Below are 25,262 nucleotides of genomic sequence, written 5' to 3' on the forward strand. Positions count from 1 at the left end.
ATGATTAATGAAAAATTACAATTAACCAAGAAAGATACAAGATTATCAATGGCTTTTATATATGTTGCGTTTATTTCGCTATTAATCGGTGGTTTGATGGGACTGTTACAAACTTTTGTTAGATCAGGTGCTTTAACACTTCCATGGGGGATCAATTACTATCAAATATTAACCGTACATGGTGTAATTTTAGGTCTTGTTTTAACAACTTACTTTATCATTGGTTTTCAATACGCGTTAATGAAAAAGACAGTTGGAATTACAATTAAAGAACGAAAAATAGCTTGGATTGGCTTTTGGATTATGCTAGTTGGAACAATTATGACTGCTGTAACAATTTTGTTAGGTAAAGCGAGTGTTCTGTATACATTTTATGCACCACTAAAGGCCCATCCAGCGTTTTATATTGGGTTAGCATTAGTTATTATCGGTAGTTGGGTAGCGTGTTTTGTAAACTTTCATCAATTATTTAGATGGAAGAAAGATAATAAAGGCGAAAAATCACCATTATTAGCATTTATGGTTGTCATTAACATGTTATTGTGGTTAATTGCCACACTTGGAGTAGCTGCCACAGTTATAATTCAATTTATCCCATGGTCATTAGGATATGCTGAAACAATTAACGTTTTGGTTAGTCGAACATTGTTCTGGTATTTTGGTCATCCATTAGTATACTTTTGGCTACTACCTGCCTATATGGCTTGGTATGCAATTATACCAAAAGTTATCGGTGGAAAAATATTCAGTGATTCACTAGCCCGCTTATCTTTTGTATTATTTTTAATGTTTTCTATACCGGTTGGATTCCATCATCAACTGACAGAACCCGGAATTGATCCAACTTGGAAATTTATACAGGTAGTACTTACTTTTATGGTAATTATACCATCATTGTTAACAGCGTTTTCGATGTTTGCAACGTTTGAGATTACTGGACGAAGAAAAGGTTTTACTGGTCTATTTGGTTGGTTTAAACATCTACCATGGAAAGATGTACGGTTTTTCGCACCAATGATTGGTATGCTAGCTTTTATCCCTGCTGGCACAGGTGGAATCATTAATGCATCACACCAATTAAATGCCGTAGTTCACAATACAATCTGGGTTACTGGCCATTTTCACTTAACCGTTGCAACAACTGTTATTTTGACATTTTTTGGTGTATCCTATTGGTTAGTCCCGGTATTAACTGGACGTAAATTAACAAAAAAAATCAATAATCTCGGATTAATTCAAACTGTTGTTTGGGCAGTCGGTATGTCCTTTATGTCTGGTTCGATGCATATTGCAGGACTTTTAGGAGCTCCTAGGCGATCAGCTTATTCAACTTATGGAGGAACAGAACAAGCTTCAGATTGGATTGGCTATCAAATAGGTCAAGCTATTGGCGGTTCTATTTTATTCATTGGAATATTATTGATGATTTATATTTTTATAAATCTAGCTTTTTTTGCACCGAAAGGTAACGAGGAATTCCCACTTGCTGAGGAAGAAAAAGATGCGGAGCCAACCCCAAAATTTTTGGAGAACTGGAAATTATGGATTGGATTAACTGTTGTGTTGATATTGTTTGCTTATACAATTCCATTTATAGATATTATTGTACATTCACCAGCAGGGTCACCTCCATTTGATTGGCCAATTGGGAATCAATAATGTAAATAAAGGCTCTTTTCGCAAAGGTGGAGTGTATACGGGCCGGGCGCAAAAACCTATAAAAATGCTAAATGAACACTACACTTATGTTGCTATTTATATCAACATTAGATTTGAAAAAGCAATAACCTTCTAGAAAACAATCTAAATAAAAAACAGGGGAACTCTCCCCTGTTTTTTATAAATTATATATATCCGTATATTTTTTAGTTAAATAAGAAACTAGATAGTCTGGATTCAATTGTTCGTTTGTAACATCTTGAATAATTTCTAATGGTTTTTTCATTTTACCATATTGGTGAATATTCTTCGTTAACCATTGACGAATTTGATCAAAATCACCTTTCACAATACTATCATTCAAATTTAACTCCTTATTCATTGTATGCTGGAATTGTGCTGCATACATGTAACCAAGTGCATACGATGGAAAATACCCGAAATCTCCCCCTGCCCAATGAATATCTTGTAGCACCCCTTCCCGGTCTGTTGGTGGTTCAATTCCTAAATAATCGATCATTTTTTCATTCCATAAATGCGGCAACTCCGAAACATTGATATCTCCATTGATTAATGCCTTTTCTAGCTCATATCGGATCATAATATGAAGCGGGTATGTTAATTCATCTGCTTCGATTCGGATAAATGATGCCTTAACCTCATTTACCGCTCGATAGAAGTCATTTAATGATACGCCATTGAAATGCTTTGGAGCGTATGATTTAAACAGATTATAGTGAGACTGCCAAAAAGATTTACTTCGACCAACAAAATTTTCCCAAAACAATGATTGCGATTCATGAATTCCCATAGAAGTTCCTGTAGCTAAAGGCGTAAAAGCTAACTTTTGACTAATATTTTGTTCATAAAGTGCATGACCACCCTCATGTATGGTACCAAATACTGCCATACGGAAATCTTCTTCATCATATCTTGTTGTAACACGTACATCGTTCATATTTATTCCAATAGCGAATGGATGAATAGTCTCATCTAGTCGACCAGAAGCAAAATCATATCCCATACGTTTTAGGATCTCCACACTAAAAGCTTCTTGCTCTTTTTTAGGAAAGTGCCCTGTAAGAACAGATGGATCAGGTTTTGCGTTACTCTGATTAATGTTATCCACTAAGGTTGTTAATTCATTTCTTAGCTCCGGAAACACCTTGTCTAGTGTTTTGGTTGTAACCCCTGGTTCATATTCATGCAATAACGCATCATAAATGTTGTCTTCATAACCCCAATAATTTGCAAATTTTTTATTATAGTCGACCAGTTTCTCTAAATGTGGCTGAAATAAGGAAAAGTCTGATTTTTCTCTTGCCTCTTGCCAAATGGATTCAGATTTTGATTGGAGCATGACGTATTCTTTATATTCTTCTGCAGGAATTTTTCGATTACGTTCATATGTCTCTTCACAATCCTTGATTGTCTTTTTAATAACGTCATTTTCAGTTGAATAATTTAGCTTATCAATAAAGTATTTCATTTTCTCAGATGTTTCGAGTTGATGAAGTTTTTCCGATAAGAAGCCAATAACCTCTGAGCGTTGCTCGACGCCTTTTTTAGGAATTTTTGTCCGCATATCCCAGTGAGCTAGCATAATCGCTTCACGGTATGAATTTTTTTCTTTTAACAAATCTTGAAATTCTTTTTCTAATAACGACGAGTTCCCCATATTTCTTCCCCCTCTATCTCTTGCCAAAATATTGATAGTAATTTGTTTGAATGAACCCGTTAAACAGTTTTCTTTTCTTGGTTGCTTTTTGTCCATATTGTTTTTCAAATTCTGTAAACGCAGTTAAAATATATACACTCCATGTTGGATGCTCTTTCATAATAGTTCCAAGATCCTTATATAGGCCAGCAACTGTTTTTTTATCTCCAATTCGTTGACCATATGGTGGATTACCGATGATGTAACCGTACTCGTTTCGAATAAACAAGTCTTTTACCTGCATTTGCTTCCACTCAATTAAATCGCCTAGTCCTGCTTCTTTTGCATTATCTTTAGAAATTTTTATCATACTATGGTCAATGTCTGAACCAATTATCGTAAGTTTTTGATCATAATTTGCTTTATCTTCGGCTTCCTCAAAAGCTTGTTCCCAATAGTTACTTTTGATAAAATCCCATTTTTCCGAAGCGAACTCCCTGTTAAAGCCTGGTGCAATGTTTTGTCCGATCAAGGCAGCTTCAATTGGAATTGTTCCAGAACCACAGAAAGGATCGATTAACATGTGGTCCGGTTTCCAATTAGTAAGTTTTATTAATGCAGCAGCCATGGTTTCTTTTAATGGAGCCTCCCCCTGGCCAACACGATATCCACGTTTATGTAATCCACTACCAGATGTATCTAATGTTAATGTTACTTTGTCTTTATGTATAGCTACTTCCACCTTATAAACTGCTCCAGACTCCGACATCTTAGTGGCGAGCCCATATTTGAGTTTCAATCGTTCAGCCATAGCCTTTTTCACGATAGCCTGACAATCTGGTACACTATATAAAGTTGATTTTATTGATTTCCCAGAAACGGGGAATTGGCCATCCTCCGTTATGAAATTTTCCCATGGTAACGCTTTAGTATTTTCAAAAAGTTCATCAAAGGTCATTGCTTTAAATTCTCCAATTAACAATTTAACCCTGTCAGCAGTTCGTAACCATAAATTACAGCGTGGAATTGCTGATATTGGTGCATTGAATAAAACCTTCCCATTATCAACTTCTACCTCATACCCAAGATCCCGTACTTCATTTGCAACAACCGACTCCAGTCCCATTGCTGCAGTTGCTATTAGTTTTACGTGTTGTACCATTTACATATTCACTCGTTTCCATAACTTAAATTAGTCTTAGTTTACCATTGTAAACTATAAATTAAAAAGGATATATATAATTTAACAGTAAAAAACCTTTCAAAAAAGCTATAAGCGATTTGAAAGGTTTGATCATATGTTTAAAATTATAGACCAATGAATGCTCGATAAGCCATGTTCTGTACCATTGTACTCAAGTGGTGGTCAGCCTTGTACATTTGGTCGTAATCATCTATCTACAAGTATAACTTGTCCCTTTTTCGGTTCATTTCCCTAATCAAGGATGCCCCTACCATTATTTGGGTTGCTCACTCGCGGGGTTTACCTCGTTCCACTCTGGATGTTTCCACCCAGACTTCGTCACTGTGGCACCTTCAAGGATATTCTTCCTTATCATGATAGACTTAGGAATTTCTCCTGCCGTTAGCCATCACAGGCTACCTTGACTTATGAATTCGTCAAGCACGAACACTACAAACATCACAGTTTGTGTGAGCATGGACTTTCCTCTGCATTGGTATGCAGCGATTACATGAGCACTCAATTTTCTTCTAAATCTAGTATACCATATTTGAGTCTTATGTTCATTGGTAAAAATAAGAAAACAATTAAGAATCAGCGTCAGCGTACTTTTTGCCAAAAACAGCCTTTTCTAGATTAGATAACCGTTTCAAAATGTCATAATTAACTTGATGATTAGGAGCTGTTGATCTTGTTCTAGTTTGGTCTGACTGCTTTTTAAGTCGTTCATTTTCTTGTTTTAACCTATCAATTTCCTGCTCAAAAGCTTCATAATCTTGTATGATTGTATCTAAAAATTCATCTACTTCTTCCTGGTTATAACCGCGCATTGCTGTTTTAAAATTTTTCTCTAAGATATCTTTTCCGTTCAATTGAATCTGATTAAACGCCATTGTAATTATCACCTCATAATTATTCACAATTCATCTATATTTTTTCAAACAAACAAGCTTATGTCAATTTTAATTATATTTTTGAGATATTAATTTATGTCTACTAATTAGTATACCATAAATATGAGAAACTTTGACTTGTTCCACACGTAAATGGACAAAAGTCAAAGTTTCTCTAAAACGAAATATGATTTGGTTGTTTTATTTCGTAGAATTCGTTAAATCTTCCGGTTGAAATGAAAATGGTAATAGTTCTTCCATATTAACTGTTTTTACATCATTATGTAGATTTGTTAAATGAATGGTCATTGAACTATTAAAAAATTCACTCATAACTTGTCTACATGATCCACAAGGTGGTACAGGTCTCTCTGTATCAGCTGCAATTGCCATTTCAACAAACTCTGTTTCCCCATCGGCGATTGCTTTAAATATGGCAACACGCTCCGCACAACAGGTTACTGGAAATGCCGCATTTTCGATATTACAACCATTATATAATTTCCCAGACTTAGTAAGTAATGAGGCTCCGACAGGGAATTTAGAATATGGTACATATGCCTTTGATCTCATTTTTTTAGCTTCTTCAATTAAATTTCCTTGATCCATCTTACTTTCCCCTTTCACTTTAGGTGGAAAGTAATTATACGAGACATCACTATAATTGTAAAGCGTTTGCACTACTTAAAGTTCATTAATTAATTGATCAAATATAAAATGGACTGAATGATTTAACTCCATATAACGTTTTCGTTTTACATCAATATAAAAGCTGTGCATTAATAAAAGTTCCATATTTTCTCTAGTCGATGTTACTTGATGCGGATGTAAGTTAACTTTCCGTTCCTTTACAGTTTTTAACGTAGCTTCTTCCCACACTTCTAAAAGCCGATATATTGGTGCAGTATATTCCTTAACATTTAAAAAGAACGTTTTATCCCGCTTGTTTTCAGGAGGTTCATTATTTTCAAATCTATCTTTTAACAAATTAAGTTCACGTTTAAGTTCTTCCGTTTGTTCCTTTAAATCCATCGTAAAAAAACCGCCTTTGTATATGTTCTACATATAACTGTACCACGGTTTAAGAAATTATTGCACGGTTTTTAATTGGTTGCTTATTAATTGTACCCTTTTTATGGAATGTTGTTGTTCGTAAAAGGAATCAGTAATTTTATTTTCCACTTTCATCTGAAGTTTTTGATCAATCCATCTAAGCTGATCAGAAATACGTTGCAGGGAATCAGCAAACTCTTTTTTTTCAATACCGTACTGAGAATACTCCAAATTATGTGCACGTATACCCATTAGATTCACCCTCACCTTTTAATTATTTACTAACTAATTCGTTATAATGGATGACTATCCTTCCTATTCGACAAAACTAGAAGAAATAGTGCAAAACTAGTGGTATTACTCATTTTTTTATAAAAATTAGACAGACTAATTGTAAAAGGAGGCATTCAATATGAAGAAACAAAAAAAGCAAAAATCTGAGGAAAAGGAAAAGAAAAAATGGAACGGTTTTGGAAATAAAAAATTAGATGGACCAGACAGACCATCCACTTAAAAATGTTGTTAAAACAAGGATTTGTAATCAATACAAATCCTTGTTTTATGTAAACATATTTTTAACGTGATAATATGCGAATAACATATCCCGCTTCTTATAAAATAAAGTTCCTACATCTTTTTTAGGTAAACTACAATAAGGAACTTCATTGAACCATTTTGATTTTATGCCCCCCCATTTATACCAATCATTTCGAACTATATCTTGATGGGTTATGGTAGGATACACTAAACGTAATAATGGACTCTTCGGAAAAGATACATCTAGAAATTTTTCATAATCCCATCTTGATCCCGTATGCTCAATAGTTAACACAAAGCTTAAAATGTTGTCATAGATGCTGGGGTTGAAGATTATTGAAGCTATCTGTTTACCTAACGTAATGCGATTTGTAAGGTTGGTAAAATCATGGACAAATGCTCCATGGATTTTAGTGCTTTTAGTTGGTAAAACAACAGCATTCATGAATAAAAAATCCTGTAAGAGGTATGGAAGTTTAAAAAATACCTGATACTTAAAATAGGACTGTTTAATTACTGGAGAATGAATGACATTTTGTTCATTTATTATAAGGGCGACCATAAGTCTTTGTTTATCATGATTGTGCCAAAATCGGTACCACTCGTTAACGATAAAACTGGAAACGTGAAACTTTTTTAACAAATAGAATAATGGAGTGTTAACTTTTTTTGAAAGCTTATATACTAATAATTGTGGATATGCATCTGAAAAAATTAGCCAGTTTGCCCGTTCGTATATCATGAAGAAGCGGTTACGGACATCTTTATGAAGAATTTTTTTGTAAGGTGGTAAGAATAGATCAGTCATATTCCATCCAGCATTTCTAGATACAAGACTTGCTACTAACGTCCATTGTATTTCAGGATTATCCATATAAAAGTTTTGATATGCTTTTGTACGGGAAATATTATCAACGTTATGCGCTTTGGTCTTCATTATTATATAATGAATATAGTCTTGTTCCCTTATACTTGGATACATGAAATTACCTACTTTCTACTCGTGCTCTTTTTAACTATCTTCACAAAACACACGTTTTATACGTTGCTAGTTATCAAGAATCAGTTTTTCTGATATGATACTGTAATATGCAGGAGGGAAAATGGATGAATTATCCTAATGGGAAAAAGAAATCAGTTCCACTAAATGGAACAAGTAAGCTAAACAAAAGCAGTTTTAGTAATCGTGGTATGACATTGGAAGATGATATAAATGCAACGAATACGTATTATTTAGAAATGAACAAGGCAGTTATTCATAAAAAACCTACACCAGTACAAATTGTAAAGGTAAATTATCCGAAAAGAAGTGCAGCTGTCATAACGGAGGGATACTTTAAACAAGCATCAACGACAGACTATAATGGCTTATACCGCAAAAAGTATATTGATTTTGAGGCAAAAGAAACAAAAAATAAAACACTGTTCCCTCTAGCAAATATTCATGAGCATCAAATTATTCATATGAAATCTATTGTTGATCATGGGGGAATTTGCTTTTTGATCATTCGATTCGCTGTTTATGATGAGACATTTTATTTTCCTGCTGAGAAACTTTTTTCTTATTGGAACAACAAGATAAGCGGCGGGAGAAAATCCATACCCTATGATAATGTAAAACAGGAGGGGTATCTTATACCCTTTCAATACCAAGCACGAGTAGATTATCTAGCAATAATTGATAAGTTTTATTTTTAGAGACGGAGGAATGAGCTATGGCAGATAACAGCCAATCTCGTACTGCAAGAAGAAAACAAAAAAATTCCAAAAAGAAACCACTATGGAAACGAATTATGCTTATAACAGGAATCGTCGTCTTAGCATTAGTAATTGGTGTCGGTGCCCTATTCACATATTATATTGCTACCGCACCAGAAATTGATGCTTCAAAGCTATCTGATCCGTTTTCATCGAAAATATATGATAAGGACGGCGAACTGATAGCTGATTTAGGAAAGAAACAACGAACAAAGATAGGTTATGACGATCTACCACAGGTTTTAATTGATGCGGTTATCGCAACAGAGGACTCGAGATTTTTTGAACATCCTGGTATTGATATTTGGCGAATTGGTGGTGCAATCGTATCCAACATAACTGATGGTTTCGGTTCTGAAGGTGCAAGTACGATTACACAACAAGTAGTTGAAAAATCATTTCTTTCTCATGAAAAGAAAATTAAAATTAAAGTCCAAGAGCAATGGCTAGCGCTTCAATTGGAACAGAAATATTCTAAAGAAGAAATATTAGAAATGTATTTGAACAAAGTCTATTACGGCGCTGGTGCTTACGGTGTAGCTAAAGCTGCTCAAATATACTTTGGGAAAACGGATTTAAGTAAACTTACCTTACCAGAGGCAGCAATTTTAGCTGGATTGCCGCAGCGTCCATCAGGATATAATCCATTTAATCATCCTGAGTTGACCAAAAAACGGGTGAATACGGTATTGCATCTAATGGTCATGCATGGAAAAATTACTGAAAAAGAAGCTGAAGAGGCCAAAAAGGTCGATATTCCATCATTATTAACAGATAAAAAACCAGACAACTCTTCGTATGAAGCATTTATTCAAAGAGTGAAAAAAGAGGTAGAGAAAAAAGTTGATGGTGCTGATATATATACAGATGGATTAAAGGTCTATACAACATTAGACACTGACATTCAGGAACATGTTGAATTCCTATTATCGGAAAACGAAGATAACCCAATCCAATATCCGGACAAAGTTGAGGACTCAAAAGGAAAACAAGTTGATTTACAAGCTGGTATGGTTGTTTTAGACACGAATAATGGTGCTATAAGAGCAATCGGTGGAGCACGAGGCGGTCTGGAAAAAGGTGGCTGGAATTACGCTATCGATGGGAATGGGCGCCAACCGGGCTCCACAATTAAACCAATACTTGATTATGGTCCAGTTATCGAAAATCAGCAGTGGTCAACGTATCATCAAATTAATGATGATAAACCATATGATTTAGGAGGAGGTCACGCGGTCGACAACTGGAACAATAAACATCCTGGCTGGATAACAATGCGTACTGCGTTAGCTGACTCATTGAATGTACCAGCACTTAAAACATTTGGGGAAGTTGGCAAAGCAGATGCAAAAGAATTTGCTGAAGGATTAGGTATAAATATTAACGATAAGTTACAAACAACTGATGCAATTGGTGGTGCCGGACTTGGTGTTACACCAATGGAACTTGCCGGTGCTTATCGTGCTTTTGGTAATGAAGGTATTTATAACGACCCTTATGCAGTTACAAAGGTTGTATTTCCAGACGACAAAGAAGTTGACTTGAAACCGAAACCGGAAGCTGCAATGTCTGATTCTACAGCATATATGATTACCGACATGCTGAAATCAGTCGTTACAGAGGGAACAGGTTACAGAGCTAATATACCGGGCCTTCCAGTAGCTGGTAAAACTGGAACAACAAATCTGCCAGGAAAAGCAGCTAGTCCTGACTCATGGTTTAGTGGATATACAACAAATTATACAATTTCAGCTTGGGTTGGTTACGATGATCAAAAAGTGGCTATTCCAACTGAATACAAGGTAACTCCACAATTACTGTTTAAAAACACGATGACGGAGATATCAAAAGATATTGAAACAGCTGATTTTAAAAAGCCGAGTTCAGTTGTAGAAGTTGCTGTTGAAAAAGGATCTAATCCTGCTAAATTACCTAGTGACTATACACCTGAATCAAAAATTATAACAGAGCTTTTTGTAAAAGGAACAGAACCAACTAAAACAAGTGAAAAATATGATAAGCTTGATCCAGTAAGCAAATTAAAAGCAAAATACGATAAGGATGCAAATTCCGTTAATGTCGAATGGGAATATGATAAAGATGCAGATGTTTCCTTTGATGTAAGTGCTAGTGTAAACGGTGGTCAAATGCAAAGTCTATCATCAACTGAGGATACATCTATTGCTATCTCAAATGTTGAACCTGGGGCTGAGTACGAAATTCAAGTCGTTGCAGTTAGTAACAAAGATGACGCTAATTCAAGTGAAGCTAAAACGACGAAAGTGAAGGTTCCTGGTGATAAAGAAGATGAAGAAGATGAGAATGAAGACAGTCAAGGTAACATAAAATCAGTTAGTGGTTTGACCGCAACCTATGAGGGTGGTAATACAATCGACGTATCTTGGCAATATAATGGTCCGCCTGCAACTTTTGAGGTTATCGTTTCACTTGAAGGAGGCGCACCACAAAAACAAAATGTAAATTCAAATGGTCTAAAAATTGACAATGCACAGCCTGGTAAAACATACACGATCTCCGTAACACCAATTGGTAAAAATGGGGCAAATAGTGGTGTTCGTGGAGAACCACAGGGTAAGTCGATAACTATCCCACCGAATGGTGATGGAGATGAAAATGAAGAAAGTGATGGTGGAAACCCAAATGAGGGAACGGAACAACGTACACATGGAGGAGAATAATTAACAAAGAGGCAAACTCAAATGAGTTTGCCTCTTTCCTTTTGTAAATTAATTTTATATTTTCTCAACCTTTTTCATCCGCTTCTGCCCTTCTCTGCAAAGATCCAACAATGGACATTCAGGGCAATTGGGATTTTTAGCTTTACAATGATAGCGACCAAAAAATATCATTCGATGATGTGTTACACTCCATTCATCTATCGGTACCTTTTTCATTAACGTCTGCTCTACCTCTAAAACAGAATCCTTATAGCGGCAAATTGCTAACCGTTTAGCGACACGCTCAACATGTGTATCAACAGCAATCGCCGGTTCATTGAAAGCAACTGACGCAACAACATTTGCTGTTTTTCTTCCTACTCCAGCTAATTTCATCAGTTCTTCTCTCGTGTTAGGTACCTTACCTTCATACTCATCCAACAGCATTTGACAAAGCTTTCGAATATTTTTAGCCTTATTGCGATATAGACCAATTGATTTAATGTCTTGCTGCAATTTTTCTAACGAGACAGCTAGATAGTCTTCAGGGGTTTTGTATTGTTGAAAAAGGTCTCTTGTAACTTTATTAACGAGCACGTCTGTACACTGAGCAGATAGCAAAACAGCAATCACTAATTCAAATGGATTAGAATGTTTCAGTTCACATTCCGCATCAGGAAACATATCTCTAAAAACGTCTAAACAGTATCTAACTTGCTTTTTGTTCAACATCCTTATTCTCCCTCTAACCAATTATAATAAAATGATGTATCCCTCTTTTTTGAAGGATTTGATGACTTATTCGTTTGATTTGTATGAAAAGCTTTGGAAAATTCCCTAGCTTGTTCAACTGTATTTATTCCTTTCTTTTTCCATTCTCTAAGAATACGATCTATATATTTGAAATTTAGCTTTCCCATCAAAACAGATTCTCGAAGTGCAGCCTTTATTAGTGATGGTGCTAATTCATCTTCATCTAGCCACACATTGACGGTCTCTATTTCAAATGGTGATAATGGTCTTCCGAATTCCTGTTCAAATAGAATAAAAATTGTACCATCTTCTTGGTCTGGTTCAGGTGCCTCCTTTGAAAAAATTTTCTCCCATAGAGGATCTAACGAATACACTTCTCCCAGCTGTTGTTGATCATTTTCTATTTGCTCAATCGATAGAAAACCTTTCTGAATAAGCTTCCGTAATACATTCGAGCATTCTTTTTCATCTATTGTTAAATAAGATGCCAATTCATTTGGTGTTGGAAATTCATTTGAATTCATTATAAAACGATGTATCTGTAATAATAACATTACATCTTTCTCATCCATCCCGTATTCTTTGTAGGAAGTTAATAATTTTGTTGGGATTTGTATTTGATTTAGTAATATTTGTTGAAATGGAATTGCTTTTGTCATATTCATGCACCTCATACATAGTATAGCACGTATAAATTATAAACGAATAAAAATCCCTCGCTTTTAAAACAAGGGATTTAAGTAATTAAATTTTTTAATTATCGCATACACGGAGGGTATAGTCCATCCATCACTAAGCCGCGCACCCGTTTTTTAATTTAAGGGTATAATCGATTTAATAAACGTGGGAATGGGATTGTTTCTCGAACATGCTCTACTCCTGACAACCATGCTACTGTTCTTTCTAAACCTAGACCAAAACCGGAATGTGGAACACTTCCATATTGACGAAGCTCTAAATACCATTTATATGCATCACCAGTTAAGTTGTGTTCTTCATATCGTTCTTTCATCAATTCAAGATTATCAATACGTTGTGAGCCGCCAATAATTTCTCCGTATCCTTCTGGAGCAATCAAATCAGCACATAAAACAACATCATCACGATTAGGATCTGGTTTCATATAGAAAGCTTTTATATCTTTTGGATAGTTCGTGATAAATACTGGTTTAGCAAAGCTTTCTGCAATTGCAGTTTCATGCGGAGCACCGAAATCCTCTCCCCATTCAATATCTGTAAATCCTTTTTCCTTTAATAACTCGATTGCATCATCATAAGAAATTCTTGGAAACGGTGCTTGAATGGCTTCTAGTTTTGTTGTATCTCGTTCTAAAATGTCTAGTTCGAGTTTGCAATTTTCTAGAACCGATTGAACAATAAAGCTCACATATTGTTCTTGTATTTCCAAGCTTTCATCATGATTAATAAACGCCATTTCAGGTTCAATCATCCAAAATTCAATAAGATGTCTTCTTGTTTTTGATTTCTCAGCACGAAATGTCGGACCAAACGAGAATACCTTACCGAAAGCCATTGCTGCAGCTTCCATATACAACTGACCACTTTGTGATAAGTAAGCTTCTTCATCAAAATATTTTGTATGAAATAATTCTGTCGTTCCTTCTGCAGATGATCCAGTTAATATTGGTGGATCAATTTTAACATAACCACCATCATTAAAAAATTGATACGTTGACCGAATGATTTCATTACGAATTTTCATCACCGCATGCTGACGTTTAGAACGAAGCCAAAGATGACGATGATCCATTAAAAATTCTGTTCCGTGTTCTTTCGGTGTTATTGGAAAATCAACTGCTTCGTGAATCAATTCGATTGATTGTACTTGCATTTCATAACCAAATGGTGATCTTTTGTCTTCCACAATCGTACCTGTTATGTACATCGAAGTTTCTTGTGTCATGTTTTTAGCAAGTTGAAAATCTTCCTCGCTTACTTCACTTTTCACTACAACTCCTTGAATAAACCCAGTTCCATCACGTAATTGTAAAAAAGCAATTTTTCCACTGGATCTTTTATTGGAAAGCCATGCTCCGATTGTTACTGTTTGTCCTTCATAGTTCATTACTTGTGCTATTGTTGTCTTCAAAAAAGTTCCCTCCAAAAAACTAAGATTGATGGTTTAGTACAAAACGTTTTATTCGCTTAGATGCTTCTATTAATAAATCAATGGATGTTGCATAAGATAATCGCACATTCTCATTTGCCCCAAAACCAGATCCAGGGACTAATGCAACTTTTTCTTCTTCAAGCAGTGCAGCTACCCACTTATCGACATTGTCAAATCCGTTTAACTTCGCTGCTTCTTGCACATTTGGAAATAGATAAAATGCACCTTTTGGTTTCTTACATTTAATTCCGGGTATTTCAATTAGTAAGGCATATAGTTTTTCTAACCGTTCCTTAAAAGCTTGTTTCATTTCTGTAATTGGATCTTCGTTAGACGTATACGCTTGAAGCGCGGCATATTGTGCAATTGAAGTTGGATTAGACGTTGAATGTGAAGCAAGATTTGTCATTGCTTTAATAATTTGTTCATTTCCTGCTGCATAGCCAATCCGCCAGCCCGTCATAGAATGTGATTTGGAAACGCCATTAATAACAACAGTCTGTTCTTTTAGTTTATCAGATAGTTGTGCGATTGAAACATGTAAATCATCGGTATAGATTAATTTTTCATATATTTCATCAGAAACAATCGTAATATTATGTTTTAAACATACTTCTCCAAGCATTGCCAATTCCTGTTCGTCATACATCATTCCTGTAGGGTTACTAGGTGAATTAATAATCAATGCTTTTGTTTTTTCGGTAATAACTGCTTCTAGCTGATCTGGTGTAATCTTGAAATCATTGTCTTCTGCCGCTTTAATAATGGTTGGGTTACCACCCGCTAATTTGATTTGTTCCGGATAACTCACCCAGTATGGCGCTGGAACAATCACTTCATCACCCGGGTTTAAAAGCACTTGAAATAATGTATATAAAGCATGTTTAGCCCCTGTAGTCACAATTATTTCATTTGTATTATAAACCAATTGGTTGTCATCTTTGAATTTTTTAATAATTGCTTCTTTAAGTTTAAGTATTCCACCTGATGGCGTATACTTTGTTAACCCGTTTCTCATGGATTTTTCAGCAGCTTCAATAATATATTCAGGGGTATTAAAGTCAGGCTCACCTGCACCCAACCCAATAACGTCAAAGCCCTGTTGTTTTAATTCTTTTGCTTTAGCTGTAATGGCAAGTGTTGATGATGGTGTTAATGTCTTTACTCTATTTGCTAATTCCATAACGATCACCTTCCTATTTAAACATACTTTTTAAACGAAATTGTTCATATCGTTCTCCATCATAAATTGATAAATAATCAAAAATATACCGCCCAGAATTGTCCTTATATGTTATTTCCCATAATGGCTTTTCTTTTACCATTGCTGGCATAATTTCAATTAATTCACATTTATTACATTGGGCTTGCCATTGTTCTTTAATATTTTGTTTGCTTATTATTTCCTTAGTGTTAATAATTGTTAATTTTTCCGATTCATTTTCAATCGGAACAAATACCAGTTTGTCTTCTTCCTCTTTGGTACTACCTCGTACAACATGATATTCGGTTAATCCTTGAAAACGCGATATACTTGCGATTGACGACAACTCGGTTTCATCCAAAACTTTTTTCTTCGTTTGGCTAAAACCATCCGTTTTGCTCAATTGAATATCATGATATAAAAACCCACTGTAAATAAAACAAGATATGAGCACAAGACATAAAACTAAAAAAGTCCATTTCAACCATTTAGGTACGATAGATCGTGAATACTGCTTGTTTATCATCGTTTTCATCTAATGCCAGCCCAAACATTAGATCGTCCTTTTTTAGTGTTCGATTTAAGCAATCGACAATTTTGTATAAGTCTGATGAGTATTGGATTTTTATAGTTGATAATGTCTCGATTTTATTCAATTATTTTTCCCTCCAAAAAAGCTTCTTGTTTTATCAAATTTTGTTACACATAGTAAAGGTTCTATGGTTTAAACTAATTGTATCGTTGAAGATAAATATTATGTAGCACATATACAGTATAACAAGCATTTGTTTGTTTGTATTTATTTCAACAAAATTTTTTCCAACCCATACCATATTTACTGATGCATCAATGGTGCATCAGTATTTTTTTGTTTTAAAACCACTCTTCTGCTTTATCCATCAATTTGTGTGTAGAATCAAATGTTGTTGGGACACTTGGGATTGATTCGGTAAAATATTTTCCGTATCTAGCTTTTACGATTCTTGCATCACAAACAAAAACAAGTCCACGATCATTGGAAGAACGAATAAGCCGTCCGAACCCTTGTTTAAATCTAATTACTGCATTTGGTAAAGAAAGTTCCATAAATGCATTTATTCCCTCTTCTTTTAAATGATCAGATTTTGCCTGATAAACTGGATGATCAGGTGGTTGAAATGGTAGGCGAACTATCATTAAACATGATAAATCTTCACCAGGAATGTCAACACCTTCCCAAAAAGAACTAGTACCTAATAAAATTGCTTGGTCAAAGTTTACAAAATTCTTCTTAAGTCTTGAACGACTACCACTTGATATTCCTTGAGCAATTAATGCGAATTTTGTTATATCGATTGCTTCCTTGAGTATTGTATGTGCACGTTTTAACATGTCATAAGAGGTAAAAAGCACAAGCATTCTGCCGTTAGTTATTTCAGAAAGCGATATAATTGCCTCACATGTTGAATAAATAAATGCATCTAAATCACCATGTTTAATATCTGGAAAGTCATTTGGAATTAATAATTGTACCTGATCGTGATAAGAAAATGGTGAATCAATTTTTTTCGTTATTGTATTTTCAGATTGTAATCCCAAACGGTTTTGAATAAATGTAAATGAATTTTTCATTGTCAATGTCGCACTAGTTAAAATGACACTTTGTTTCTTTTCGAAAAAGTCAGTTGTTAAAAACTTAGAAATTTCAATTGGTTCACTATACAAATACACCGCATTTTTAGCTCCATATGCTTCAATTTCTATCCATTTAACATCGTTGTTCAGTTCAGTTAAAAATAATTGTTCCATTGTATCAATAAATAATTGCATATGCTGAATAGCTGCCTGGATTTCCTCCCTATCATTTTTATCAAGCTGCTCTTGTTTCGTTAAATAGTCTTCCAGCTGTGCTAGGATGTGAATTAAATCCCTAAAATTGAAAGTTAACCTCGTTGCCATTTCCTTAATGACACGCCATTGTTTAGGGTTCTCTTTATCATTTTCAAAACGGTATTGAATACGACCAATATCACTAAAAGATTTTTTGTATTTTTGCTGATCAACGACATATTGAAAAATATGACGAAACAAATCATCAATTTCATGCTTTGTTAACCCAAATTTATGATCCCATTTGTCCATTATGGTTTCCTCATTTTTTACTGGATATTTCCCCAATAATTTCCCAAGCCAGTTCCCATCATCGACTAATCCAATGTGATTAAGATTATAGTTAATATTCGCATAATCCAGTTTCAAACCATAATGTTTTGATGCGGTTTCTTCTAAATGGTGTGCCTCGTCAATAATAACCTTTTCATATGATGGTAAAAATTGATAACCATTAAAAATATCGGTACATAACAATGCATGATTCGTAATAACGATATCCGCTTGTTGTGCTCGTTTTCTAGCTCTTTGATAAAAGGATCGTGAAAACCAAGGTGATGATGGATCTGCATATCCCTCTGTATCAGTTGAAATTCGTTTAAAGAATAAATACCCACTGGGAGGTAATTGAATTTCATCAATATCACCAGTTTCGGTTTCAGTTAACCAAACTAAAATCATAGCCTTGGTTAATGTGATATCATAATTGTCAACTTGTCCTGTTCCTAACTCTCTTTCAAATTTTTCTAAACTAATATAATGCTGTTTTCCTTTTAATAAAGTGACATTAAAAGGAAAAGAAACAAGCCTTCGGATTAATGGTATTTCTTCATCTAACAACTGTGACTGTAATTGAGTTGTATGCGTACTTATTACAATACGTTTTTTTGTTTTAACAGCTTCAAAAATTGCCGGAATTAAATATGCTAACGATTTACCTGTTCCAGTCTCTGCCTCTATTAACGCATGTGACTTCACTTGAAAGGCATCAAAAATCTCTTCGGACATTTCGCGTTGTCCGTTCCTTTTTTCATAGTTCTTCATAAGCTGTGCCATCGTTCCATTTGCCTCATAAATGGAATCTAAATAACTCCCAAAAGCCGTCTTGACAGTTACTTTGGCACCATTACGATCGTCTTGTTGGTTAAATGCTAATCCTTTGTAAGAAGTAATAGTAGCTTGTTCTTCTGTTGAAAAAGCTAACGCTTCTTGTCGCTCTGTAAGTAGTTGATATAAATCCGATTTTAGTGTTTTTTCTAGCTTTAAAAGATGATCAATCGTTTCATATGGAAGTGTTTCAAGCTTTTCCATTAGGTTTATAAATAATTCAGCTGTTACATAAGCATCTGACAAAGCACGGTGGGGATCACTATGTTTAATTCCTATATACTCCGCCAATTGGCCAAGTTTAAAACTGGGTGCCTGCGGATATAAAATCCTTGCAAGTTCCACTGTATCGATGACAGGATTATTTAACTTTTTCATATTATATGTAGCAAGCTCTTCATTTAAAAAGCCTAGGTCAAAAGGTACATTATGAGCTATTAGATAACTGTCTTCAAACATCGAAACAATTGCATTTGCCTCATCTTTAAACGTTGGGGCATCTAAAACATCTTCATTGGAAATACCTGTTAAATTAGATATAAATGGTGGTATTGATTGTTCTGGATTTAAAAGGGTAGAATACTCTTCACTAATTGTGTTATTCTCTATAACAACAATTCCAACTTCAATTATTTTATCATTTTTAATTGGTGAGTGCCCTGTTGTTTCAAGGTCTATTACAACATATCTTCCGTTCATATTACCACCTGCCTTCATTACATAAAGGAAAACTCTTATCAAAAAACTGATAAGAGTTTTGCGCCTTACAAAATCACATTAAATAGCCTTCGCTTTTAATATGCCAGCAACACTTCTAGGGGTATTGCCGCAAAACCAATTGGTATTCCGATCACAAATCCCTGCGAGCCGCAGTTCATTTATAATGACCACCCCAAACCAGTCGATCTCGCTTTTTATACTACAATTCAGTCAGTGGTGGTTCTTGTTCAATTAATTGTTGAATTTCATTTTTTTCATTCATTATTGCAACTTTTGGTTTGAATGAAGCTAACTCTTTCTCAGAAACCATTGCATATGAAACAATAATGACAGTGTCATCTGGTTGAACAAGTCGTGCTGCAGCTCCATTTAAGCAAACAATCCTAGATCCTCTATCACCTGGTATAACATATGTTTCTAATCGAGCACCATTATTATTATTAACGATTTGAACTTTCTCATGTGGTAAAATACCGACTTGTTCGATTATATTTTGATCTATCGTAACACTGCCAACATAATTAAGATTTGCTTCTGTAACTCGTGCACGATGAATTTTTGCCCTCATCATGGTGCGATACATAAAAATTTCCCCCTACTTTATATGTTTAACGAGGCTTCCATCTGTATCAAATATCAAATTATCTATTAGTCGCGCGCTTTCAAAGAAAACGGCAGTTGCTAAAATAACCTGTTGATCTATCGTAGATACGTCCTGGAGTTCTGGGTAGCTCAATAATTCAACATAATCTACCGTACCACTAGTCTTATTTTCAATAATCTTTTTAACCTCTTTTTCAATAATAGCAGGATTTTTTTCCCCGTCAACTACTAAACGCTGCCCATGTTTTAAAGCTTTGTATAGCCATACAGCTTCATTTCGCTCTATCTTACTTAAATTTACATTCCGACTGCTTTTGGCTAAGCCATCCTCTTCTCTTACAGTTGGTAAAGCAATTAACTCGTTTGGAAAATTCAAATCGTGGATTAGCGCATTTACAACTGCAATCTGCTGTGCATCTTTCATCCCAAAAAACGTTTTGTCAGGTAAAATAATATTAAACAACTTAGACAAAACAGTTAAAACACCTTCAAAATGACCCGGGCGAGAACGACCACATAAAACATTTACACGTTCATTTATGGTCATATCAATCATCATTTTTCTCGGATACATATCACGCACACCTGGCATGAATAATATGTCTACACCAGCTTGTTCCGCAAGTTTTATGTCATTTTCCTCATTACGCGGATATTGTTCATAATCCTCGTTTGGTCCAAATTGTAGCGGATTAATAAATATGCTTGTAACAACAATATCGCTATCTTTTTTTGCTTCCTTCATTAAGGATAAGTGTCCTTCATGAAAGAAACCCATTGTTGGAACTAAACCAATTGTTTTATTGCTTCGTAACAATCCTAATGATTTTGTTTGCATTTTATCTATTGTACGTATTATTTCCATTTTTATCTACCTACTTAATTATGTTTGGTAATGCATCTTTATTTTTAATCAAAAAGCTATATGCTTCAGTAGGAAATTTATTATTTTTGACATCATTACTATACGATTGAATAGCCAGCTTTACTTCTGAATTTAAGTCCGTATAAGACTTTACAAACTTTGGTAAGCGGTCTACTCCATACTTGAGGATGTCATGATATACTAATACTTGTCCATCGCAAGCCATTCCTGCACCAATTCCTATTGTTGGTATAGATAATGATTCTGTAACAATGTCGGCAAGCTCCATGGGAACACATTCTAGAACCACTGCAATTGCTCCACTTTCTTCTAATTGCTTAGCATGTTGCAATAATTTCTCGCCGGTTTGTTTGTCCTTACCTTGGACTTTATAACCACCTATAACGTTAACAGTTTGAGGTGTTAACCCAATATGTGCTACGACAGGAATCCCCGCATTTGTTAAAAATTTTGTAAGATCAAGAATTTCATCTGATGCCCCTTCAATTTTTAAAGCTTGTGCATCCGTTTCCTGAAAAATTTGTTGTGCATTTTTTAAAGAATTTTCAAGTGATACATGGTATGACATGAATGGCATATCAACAACTACAAACGTCTTCTTTGCTCCACGTTTTACGGCTTTTGCATGATGAATCATATCATTGACTGTTACCTTTACAGTAGAGTCATACCCAAGCACTACCATTCCAAGTGAATCACCAACTAAAATCATATCAATACCTGCTTGTTCTGCCATTTTTGCAGATGGGTAATCGTAAGCAGTAAGCATTGCTATTTTTTGATTTTCATTTTTCATTTTTTGTAGATCAAGCCTAGTTAACATGATTCCTCTCTCCTTCCCTATACCAGTCAATTTCTGCTGAATATAACTTTTTGATCTCACCGTCATTGTTTTTCGTTAACAACGCTCCATCCTCCGCAATACCTAAAAAGACTGCTTCCCAGCTTTTTTTGATAGTTTTAATTTGAATCGTTTCACCGATTCTAAACCCATAACTTTCCCATTTATTCTTAACGTTTGGAAAACCGTACTTTATGTATGAATCATAAGCGGATTCAAACGTTTGTAAAATGTGTTGAATAAGATTAGTAATATCGAATGTTTTATTTGTTTCTATTTGTAAAGAGGTAGCTTTCCTATGAATATCTTCAGGAATGTCTCCCAAAGTATGATTAACGTTTATGCCTACACCAATGACAACATATTGAATCTGGTCCTGTTCAGCTTGCATTTCTGTTAATATACCTGCTGTCTTTTTGTTATTTATTAGAATGTCATTGGGCCATTTGATTTTTGGCTCTGTATCCATATCTTTTGATAATACGTCTGCCAACACTGTCGCCGTCAATAATGTTAATTGCGGTGCTAGGTAGGGTAAGATATCAGGTCTAAGTAAAATGCTCATCCAGACGCCTTTTCCTTCTGTTGAATGCCATTTACGATTCATTCTACCTTTTCCAGCCGTTTGCTCATCAGCAATGACGATTGTACCGTGTGGTGTATTTTCTTGAGCCAACTGATGGGCAATATGTTGGGTGGATGTAGTTGACGATTTATGTATTATTTTTTTCCCTAGCCATTCTGTATTTAATCCCCACTGGATAGTGTTTTCACTTAATTTTTCTGGAGACTTTAATATCCGATACCCTCTTTTAGATTTCCCTTCAATTTCATAACCGTCTTTTTCAAGTTCTTTCATATGCTTCCAGATTGCTGCACGAGATATATTAAGTTCTTCGGACAAAAATTGACCTGAAACATAATTGTCTCTTGTTTTTTCTAAAAGCTTGATTAGTTTATTTCGGGTGGATGCCATCTTATCCAATCCTTTAATTCATTTTTATTGTTTTTTATGTTTCCGAATACAACTTGCTGCTCTAGTAAATTTAAGTAAGTTTGTATCCACGGTCCTTTTTTGACATCAGGAAATAATGATATAAGATCATTCCCATTCAAAGCCAAATCTTTTTTTGAATTGATTGGTAACAATTGCTCGATTTGCTCTAGTTCCTCTATCAAAACATGTCCACGACCATAAAACATATTAATGATCTTTACAAAACCTTGATAGTTTTCAGTGTTTAAACAATATACCAACCATTGGTCTAATTGATGATTTTTATAATGTAAAAATGCTTCATATAACTGAGTTGCTTCCTGTTTTATCTTATTTGAACATTTCCATTCTTTCACCCATGTGAGGATGCTAATTTGTGGTTCAATAGAATGAAATAAAGCAATTACTTGACCAAACGATGATAATGAGTTTAGTTTCTTAGGAAGATTATCAATGATATATGGATATTTTACCATAACAGGTAGGTGTTTATATATATCTGTGCTTTTTAAATACTCCATTCCGTGATTTATAAACTCACCAGCAAATAACTTTGTAAATTCTGTAGCAAGGCGTTCAACAGCTATTGTTTCAATTTGTTGTTTAAGCTCTTTCATCTGATCCAATGTTTCTAGATCTATTGAAAATCCTAATTGACTAGAGAACCTAAGCGCGCGCATTATTCGTAATGGATCTTCATTAAATCGATTATACCCATTGCCTACTGTTTTAATTACCTTATTTTCAAGGTCTTTCTTACCCATAAATAAATCAATGATATCACCATTTTTATCCATCGCTAAGGCATTAATCGTAAAATCTCTTCGTAGTAAATCCTGATCAATAGTTCTAATAAATTCAACAGAGTCTGGATGCCTTTGATCGCTATACGTTCCATCTACACGAAATGTCGTTACTTCATAGGATTGTTGTTGGTGCCTTACGATAACTGTACCATGTTCAATCCCCACAGGAATTACCTTATCAAACATTGTTATAATCTCTTGTGGGGTTGCAGACGTTGCAATGTCAATATCCCCAATTGGTCGTCGTAGCAGTATATCTCGAACACATCCACCTACAAAATATGCTTGATGATGATGCTTTTCAATTTGCTTTAAAACAAATTTTGCTTGTTCAAATTTTTCTGCCAGCATTACTATCACCATCTCTATTTAGTACTACGTAATACGTGATCATATAAATCTAGGTATTGTTTTACAATTTCTTCCGAATGAAAATTAGTTCTTGCTCGATCATATGCATATTTTGAGAAGCTATTAAGTAATTCCTCATCTTCTAAAAGCTTGATGGCATAAGAAGCAGTTTTTTCAATATCTCCTACTTCCACAATATAACCTGTTTCACCGTGCCTAATAACCTCTGGAATTCCTCCAACATTTGTCCCTATACAAGGTACTTCGCAAGCCATAGCCTCAAGTAAGACTAAGCCGAAACTTTCCTTTTCTGATAGAAGTAATTTTAAATCTGAAATAGATAATAAATCACTCACATTTTTTTGTTTTCCCAAAAACAATACATGGTTTCGTAGGCCAAGATTGTCAACTAATTGGCATACAGTTGAATATTCCGGACCATCCCCTACTAACAGGAGTTTCGCTTTTACTTGTTCCTTAATTTTGTTAAAGGCATGGATGACATCCGTTACTCTCTTTACTTTACGAAAGTTTGATATATGGATAATTACTTTTTCATCCTTTTGAATACCATATTGTTGTTTAATATCAAGGATTTCTTTTTTTCGATATTCATTTTCATTAACAAAATTATATATTACCGATATTTCTTTATTTATTGTTAGCATATCCTTTGTTTGTTCGACTAAACTTTTGGAAACAGCTGTAACTGCATCAGATTGTTCAATACCATGCTTTATCATTTTTTTAAACGTATGGTCTATTCCTAACACGGTAATATCTGTTCCATGTAATGTCGTAACTATTTTCACATCATGCTGTGCGATATCTTTGGCTAAAATGGCACAAATTGCATGCGGCATTGCATAATGTACATGTAATATATCCAACTTCTCCCTATCAATCACCTCAGCCATTTTACTTGCTAAAGCAAGATCATACGGTGGGTATTGAAATACGGGATAATGGTTCAACTCCACTTCATGGTAATAAATAGTAGGATAAATATGATTAAGACGAAATGGGATACTTGATGTTATAAAATGTATCTCGTGTCCCTGTTCCGCAAGTAGGATACCTAATTCTGTGGCAATAACGCCTGAACCTCCTACAGTCGGATAGCATGTAATACCAATTTTTTTCATTCTGACATTTCCTTCTCTTGCTTATTTTGTTTGACGACTTCTCTCCAACTAAGGTCACCGCGCTCTAATGCTCGAATAACGATTTCTGCAGCAGCTAAATTTGTTGCTAATGGAATCAAATGAACATCACACAAGCGCATCAGTGCACTTACATCAGGTTCGTGTGGTTGTGCTGTAAGTGGATCACGAAAAAAGATTACGACATCCATTTCATTGTTTGCCACTAATGCACCGATTTGCTGATCTCCACCTATTGGACCTGATTGAAATCTGTGAACGTTTAAATCAGTCGCTTCAGTAATTAACTTTCCAGTAGTTCCAGTTGCAAACAAGTTATGTTTTTTTAAGACATGTTTATAAGCAATACTAAATCCAATAATATCCTGCTTTTTCTTGTCATGAGCAATTAATGCAATATTCATCGAATCCCC

At 34.7% G+C, this 25,262-nt stretch carries 24 protein-coding genes and 1 other RNA gene; 3 read left to right on the forward strand and 22 right to left on the reverse strand.

Annotated features, from left to right (window positions below; all coding sequences use genetic code 11):
• Nucleotides 1-1,659, forward strand: a complete 1,659-nt coding sequence (locus CS937_RS10030) for a b(o/a)3-type cytochrome-c oxidase subunit 1 (RefSeq protein ID WP_099158319.1) — start codon at nt 1-3, stop codon at nt 1,657-1,659.
• Nucleotides 1,660-1,837: 178 nt separating this feature from the next.
• Here the strand turns inward: CS937_RS10030 and CS937_RS10035 are convergent, their stop codons facing one another.
• The 8 genes from CS937_RS10035 to CS937_RS10070 all read right to left on the reverse strand — a co-directional run bounded on the left by CS937_RS10035 (nt 1,838) and on the right by CS937_RS10070 (nt 7,964).
• The gene (locus CS937_RS10035; RefSeq protein ID WP_099158320.1) at nt 1,838-3,337 is read right to left on the reverse strand and encodes a carboxypeptidase M32; all 1,500 of its coding nucleotides are present in this window, start codon (nt 3,335-3,337) and stop codon (nt 1,838-1,840) included.
• A 13-nt stretch (nt 3,338-3,350) separates the two neighbouring features.
• A complete protein-coding gene (locus CS937_RS10040; protein WP_099158321.1) occupies nt 3,351-4,478 on the reverse strand; it encodes a THUMP domain-containing class I SAM-dependent RNA methyltransferase in 1,128 nt (375 codons plus the stop codon).
• Nucleotides 4,479-4,641: 163 nt separating this feature from the next.
• Nucleotides 4,642-5,018, reverse strand: an RNA gene (rnpB, locus tag CS937_RS10045) — RNase P RNA component class B.
• A gap of 68 nt (nt 5,019-5,086) precedes the next feature.
• Nucleotides 5,087-5,392 carry a cell division regulator GpsB gene (gene gpsB, locus CS937_RS10050; protein ID WP_099158322.1) on the reverse strand — a complete coding sequence of 102 codons (306 nt, stop codon included), beginning with the start codon at nt 5,390-5,392 and terminating at the stop codon, nt 5,087-5,089.
• Between the two features lie 201 nt (nt 5,393-5,593).
• On the reverse strand, nt 5,594-6,001 hold the full coding sequence (locus CS937_RS10055) for a cytidine deaminase (protein ID WP_099158323.1): 408 nt from the start codon (nt 5,999-6,001) through the stop codon (nt 5,594-5,596).
• Between the two features lie 75 nt (nt 6,002-6,076).
• Entirely contained in the window at nt 6,077-6,424 is a 348-nt protein-coding gene (locus CS937_RS10060; RefSeq protein ID WP_099158324.1) for a DUF1798 family protein, read from the reverse strand.
• A gap of 57 nt (nt 6,425-6,481) precedes the next feature.
• Complete coding sequence (locus CS937_RS10065) at nt 6,482-6,697, reverse strand: hypothetical protein (RefSeq protein WP_099158325.1); 216 nt, start codon at nt 6,695-6,697, stop codon at nt 6,482-6,484.
• A gap of 307 nt (nt 6,698-7,004) precedes the next feature.
• On the reverse strand, nt 7,005-7,964 hold the full coding sequence (locus CS937_RS10070) for a DUF2515 family protein (RefSeq protein WP_099158326.1): 960 nt from the start codon (nt 7,962-7,964) through the stop codon (nt 7,005-7,007).
• A 125-nt stretch (nt 7,965-8,089) separates the two neighbouring features.
• Here CS937_RS10070 and recU point away from each other — a divergent pair, with 125 nt between their 5' ends.
• Nucleotides 8,090-8,680, forward strand: coding sequence for a Holliday junction resolvase RecU (gene recU / locus CS937_RS10075; RefSeq protein ID WP_099158327.1), 591 nt, complete (start codon nt 8,090-8,092; stop codon nt 8,678-8,680).
• A gap of 17 nt (nt 8,681-8,697) precedes the next feature.
• Nucleotides 8,698-11,439: a PBP1A family penicillin-binding protein gene (locus CS937_RS10080; RefSeq protein WP_099158328.1), complete on the forward strand. Its 2,742-nt coding sequence runs from the start codon at nt 8,698-8,700 to the stop codon at nt 11,437-11,439.
• 54 nt (nt 11,440-11,493) lie between these two features.
• On the opposite strand, the gene nth is transcribed toward CS937_RS10080, so the two are convergent.
• The 14 genes from nth to mgsA form a co-directional block, all read right to left on the reverse strand.
• A complete protein-coding gene (gene nth, locus CS937_RS10085) occupies nt 11,494-12,150 on the reverse strand; it encodes an endonuclease III (protein WP_099158329.1) in 657 nt (218 codons plus the stop codon).
• Nucleotides 12,151-12,152: 2 nt separating this feature from the next.
• Entirely contained in the window at nt 12,153-12,830 is a 678-nt protein-coding gene (locus CS937_RS10090) for a DnaD domain-containing protein (protein ID WP_099158330.1), read from the reverse strand.
• A 158-nt stretch (nt 12,831-12,988) separates the two neighbouring features.
• Nucleotides 12,989-14,281: an asparagine--tRNA ligase gene (asnS, locus tag CS937_RS10095; protein WP_099158331.1), complete on the reverse strand. Its 1,293-nt coding sequence runs from the start codon at nt 14,279-14,281 to the stop codon at nt 12,989-12,991.
• A 19-nt stretch (nt 14,282-14,300) separates the two neighbouring features.
• The gene (locus CS937_RS10100; RefSeq protein WP_099158332.1) at nt 14,301-15,485 is read right to left on the reverse strand and encodes a pyridoxal phosphate-dependent aminotransferase; all 1,185 of its coding nucleotides are present in this window, start codon (nt 15,483-15,485) and stop codon (nt 14,301-14,303) included.
• 13 nt (nt 15,486-15,498) lie between these two features.
• Entirely contained in the window at nt 15,499-16,041 is a 543-nt protein-coding gene (locus CS937_RS10105; RefSeq protein WP_176555813.1) for a cell wall elongation regulator TseB-like domain-containing protein, read from the reverse strand.
• The gene (locus tag CS937_RS10110) at nt 15,995-16,162 is read right to left on the reverse strand and encodes a YpmA family protein (protein WP_099158334.1); all 168 of its coding nucleotides are present in this window, start codon (nt 16,160-16,162) and stop codon (nt 15,995-15,997) included. Before CS937_RS10110 ends, CS937_RS10105 begins: the two co-directional genes overlap by 47 nt.
• Before the next feature lie 217 nt (nt 16,163-16,379).
• On the reverse strand, nt 16,380-19,181 hold the full coding sequence (dinG, locus tag CS937_RS10115; RefSeq protein ID WP_099158853.1) for an ATP-dependent DNA helicase DinG: 2,802 nt from the start codon (nt 19,179-19,181) through the stop codon (nt 16,380-16,382).
• 220 nt (nt 19,182-19,401) lie between these two features.
• Nucleotides 19,402-19,785, reverse strand: a complete 384-nt coding sequence (gene panD, locus CS937_RS10120; protein WP_099158335.1) for an aspartate 1-decarboxylase — start codon at nt 19,783-19,785, stop codon at nt 19,402-19,404.
• 12 nt (nt 19,786-19,797) lie between these two features.
• Complete coding sequence (gene panC / locus CS937_RS10125) at nt 19,798-20,670, reverse strand: pantoate--beta-alanine ligase (RefSeq protein ID WP_099158336.1); 873 nt, start codon at nt 20,668-20,670, stop codon at nt 19,798-19,800.
• Between the two features lie 10 nt (nt 20,671-20,680).
• On the reverse strand, nt 20,681-21,514 hold the full coding sequence (panB, locus tag CS937_RS10130) for a 3-methyl-2-oxobutanoate hydroxymethyltransferase (RefSeq protein ID WP_099158337.1): 834 nt from the start codon (nt 21,512-21,514) through the stop codon (nt 20,681-20,683).
• Entirely contained in the window at nt 21,504-22,508 is a 1,005-nt protein-coding gene (locus CS937_RS10135) for a biotin--[acetyl-CoA-carboxylase] ligase (RefSeq protein ID WP_099158338.1), read from the reverse strand. Before CS937_RS10135 ends, panB begins: the two co-directional genes overlap by 11 nt.
• The gene (locus tag CS937_RS10140; protein WP_099158339.1) at nt 22,484-23,686 is read right to left on the reverse strand and encodes a CCA tRNA nucleotidyltransferase; all 1,203 of its coding nucleotides are present in this window, start codon (nt 23,684-23,686) and stop codon (nt 22,484-22,486) included. The genes CS937_RS10135 and CS937_RS10140 overlap by 25 nt, the downstream gene beginning before the upstream one ends.
• A 14-nt stretch (nt 23,687-23,700) precedes the next feature.
• Nucleotides 23,701-24,831 (reverse strand): N-acetyl-alpha-D-glucosaminyl L-malate synthase BshA, encoded by a 1,131-nt coding sequence (gene bshA, locus CS937_RS10145; protein WP_099158340.1) that lies wholly within the window; start codon nt 24,829-24,831, stop codon nt 23,701-23,703.
• A complete protein-coding gene (gene mgsA, locus CS937_RS10150; RefSeq protein WP_099158341.1) occupies nt 24,828-25,253 on the reverse strand; it encodes a methylglyoxal synthase in 426 nt (141 codons plus the stop codon). The genes bshA and mgsA overlap by 4 nt, the downstream gene beginning before the upstream one ends.
• Nucleotides 25,254-25,262: the final 9 nt, after the last annotated feature.

Origin of the sequence: Virgibacillus ndiopensis (genome assembly GCF_900187325.1) — a bacterium.
GTDB lineage: Bacteria > Bacillota > Bacilli > Bacillales > Amphibacillaceae > Virgibacillus_E > Virgibacillus_E ndiopensis.

What these genes read in the sequence shown, in the direction of transcription:
- CS937_RS10090 (WP_099158330.1), bottom strand. Translation starts at nt 12,830, where the DNA reads ATGACAAAAGCAATTCCATTTCAACAAATATTACTAAATCAAATACAA.
- recU (WP_099158327.1), top strand. Translation starts at nt 8,090, where the DNA reads ATGAATTATCCTAATGGGAAAAAGAAATCAGTTCCACTAAATGGAACA.
- CS937_RS10135 (WP_099158338.1), bottom strand. Translation starts at nt 22,508, where the DNA reads ATGGCATCCACCCGAAATAAACTAATCAAGCTTTTAGAAAAAACAAGA.
- CS937_RS10060 (WP_099158324.1), bottom strand. Translation starts at nt 6,424, where the DNA reads ATGGATTTAAAGGAACAAACGGAAGAACTTAAACGTGAACTTAATTTG.
- gpsB (WP_099158322.1), bottom strand. Translation starts at nt 5,392, where the DNA reads ATGGCGTTTAATCAGATTCAATTGAACGGAAAAGATATCTTAGAGAAA.
- dinG (WP_099158853.1), bottom strand. Translation starts at nt 19,181, where the DNA reads ATGAACGGAAGATATGTTGTAATAGACCTTGAAACAACAGGGCACTCA.
- CS937_RS10105 (WP_176555813.1), bottom strand. Translation starts at nt 16,041, where the DNA reads ATGAAAACGATGATAAACAAGCAGTATTCACGATCTATCGTACCTAAA.
- CS937_RS10030 (WP_099158319.1), top strand. Translation starts at nt 1, where the DNA reads ATGATTAATGAAAAATTACAATTAACCAAGAAAGATACAAGATTATCA.
- CS937_RS10055 (WP_099158323.1), bottom strand. Translation starts at nt 6,001, where the DNA reads ATGGATCAAGGAAATTTAATTGAAGAAGCTAAAAAAATGAGATCAAAG.
- CS937_RS10100 (WP_099158332.1), bottom strand. Translation starts at nt 15,485, where the DNA reads ATGGAATTAGCAAATAGAGTAAAGACATTAACACCATCATCAACACTT.
- CS937_RS10140 (WP_099158339.1), bottom strand. Translation starts at nt 23,686, where the DNA reads ATGCTGGCAGAAAAATTTGAACAAGCAAAATTTGTTTTAAAGCAAATT.
- CS937_RS10065 (WP_099158325.1), bottom strand. Translation starts at nt 6,697, where the DNA reads ATGGGTATACGTGCACATAATTTGGAGTATTCTCAGTACGGTATTGAA.
- mgsA (WP_099158341.1), bottom strand. Translation starts at nt 25,253, where the DNA reads ATGAATATTGCATTAATTGCTCATGACAAGAAAAAGCAGGATATTATT.
- bshA (WP_099158340.1), bottom strand. Translation starts at nt 24,831, where the DNA reads ATGAAAAAAATTGGTATTACATGCTATCCGACTGTAGGAGGTTCAGGC.
- CS937_RS10080 (WP_099158328.1), top strand. Translation starts at nt 8,698, where the DNA reads ATGGCAGATAACAGCCAATCTCGTACTGCAAGAAGAAAACAAAAAAAT.
- nth (WP_099158329.1), bottom strand. Translation starts at nt 12,150, where the DNA reads ATGTTGAACAAAAAGCAAGTTAGATACTGTTTAGACGTTTTTAGAGAT.
- CS937_RS10035 (WP_099158320.1), bottom strand. Translation starts at nt 3,337, where the DNA reads ATGGGGAACTCGTCGTTATTAGAAAAAGAATTTCAAGATTTGTTAAAA.
- panB (WP_099158337.1), bottom strand. Translation starts at nt 21,514, where the DNA reads ATGTTAACTAGGCTTGATCTACAAAAAATGAAAAATGAAAATCAAAAA.
- panD (WP_099158335.1), bottom strand. Translation starts at nt 19,785, where the DNA reads ATGTATCGCACCATGATGAGGGCAAAAATTCATCGTGCACGAGTTACA.
- CS937_RS10040 (WP_099158321.1), bottom strand. Translation starts at nt 4,478, where the DNA reads ATGGTACAACACGTAAAACTAATAGCAACTGCAGCAATGGGACTGGAG.
- panC (WP_099158336.1), bottom strand. Translation starts at nt 20,670, where the DNA reads ATGGAAATAATACGTACAATAGATAAAATGCAAACAAAATCATTAGGA.
- CS937_RS10070 (WP_099158326.1), bottom strand. Translation starts at nt 7,964, where the DNA reads ATGTATCCAAGTATAAGGGAACAAGACTATATTCATTATATAATAATG.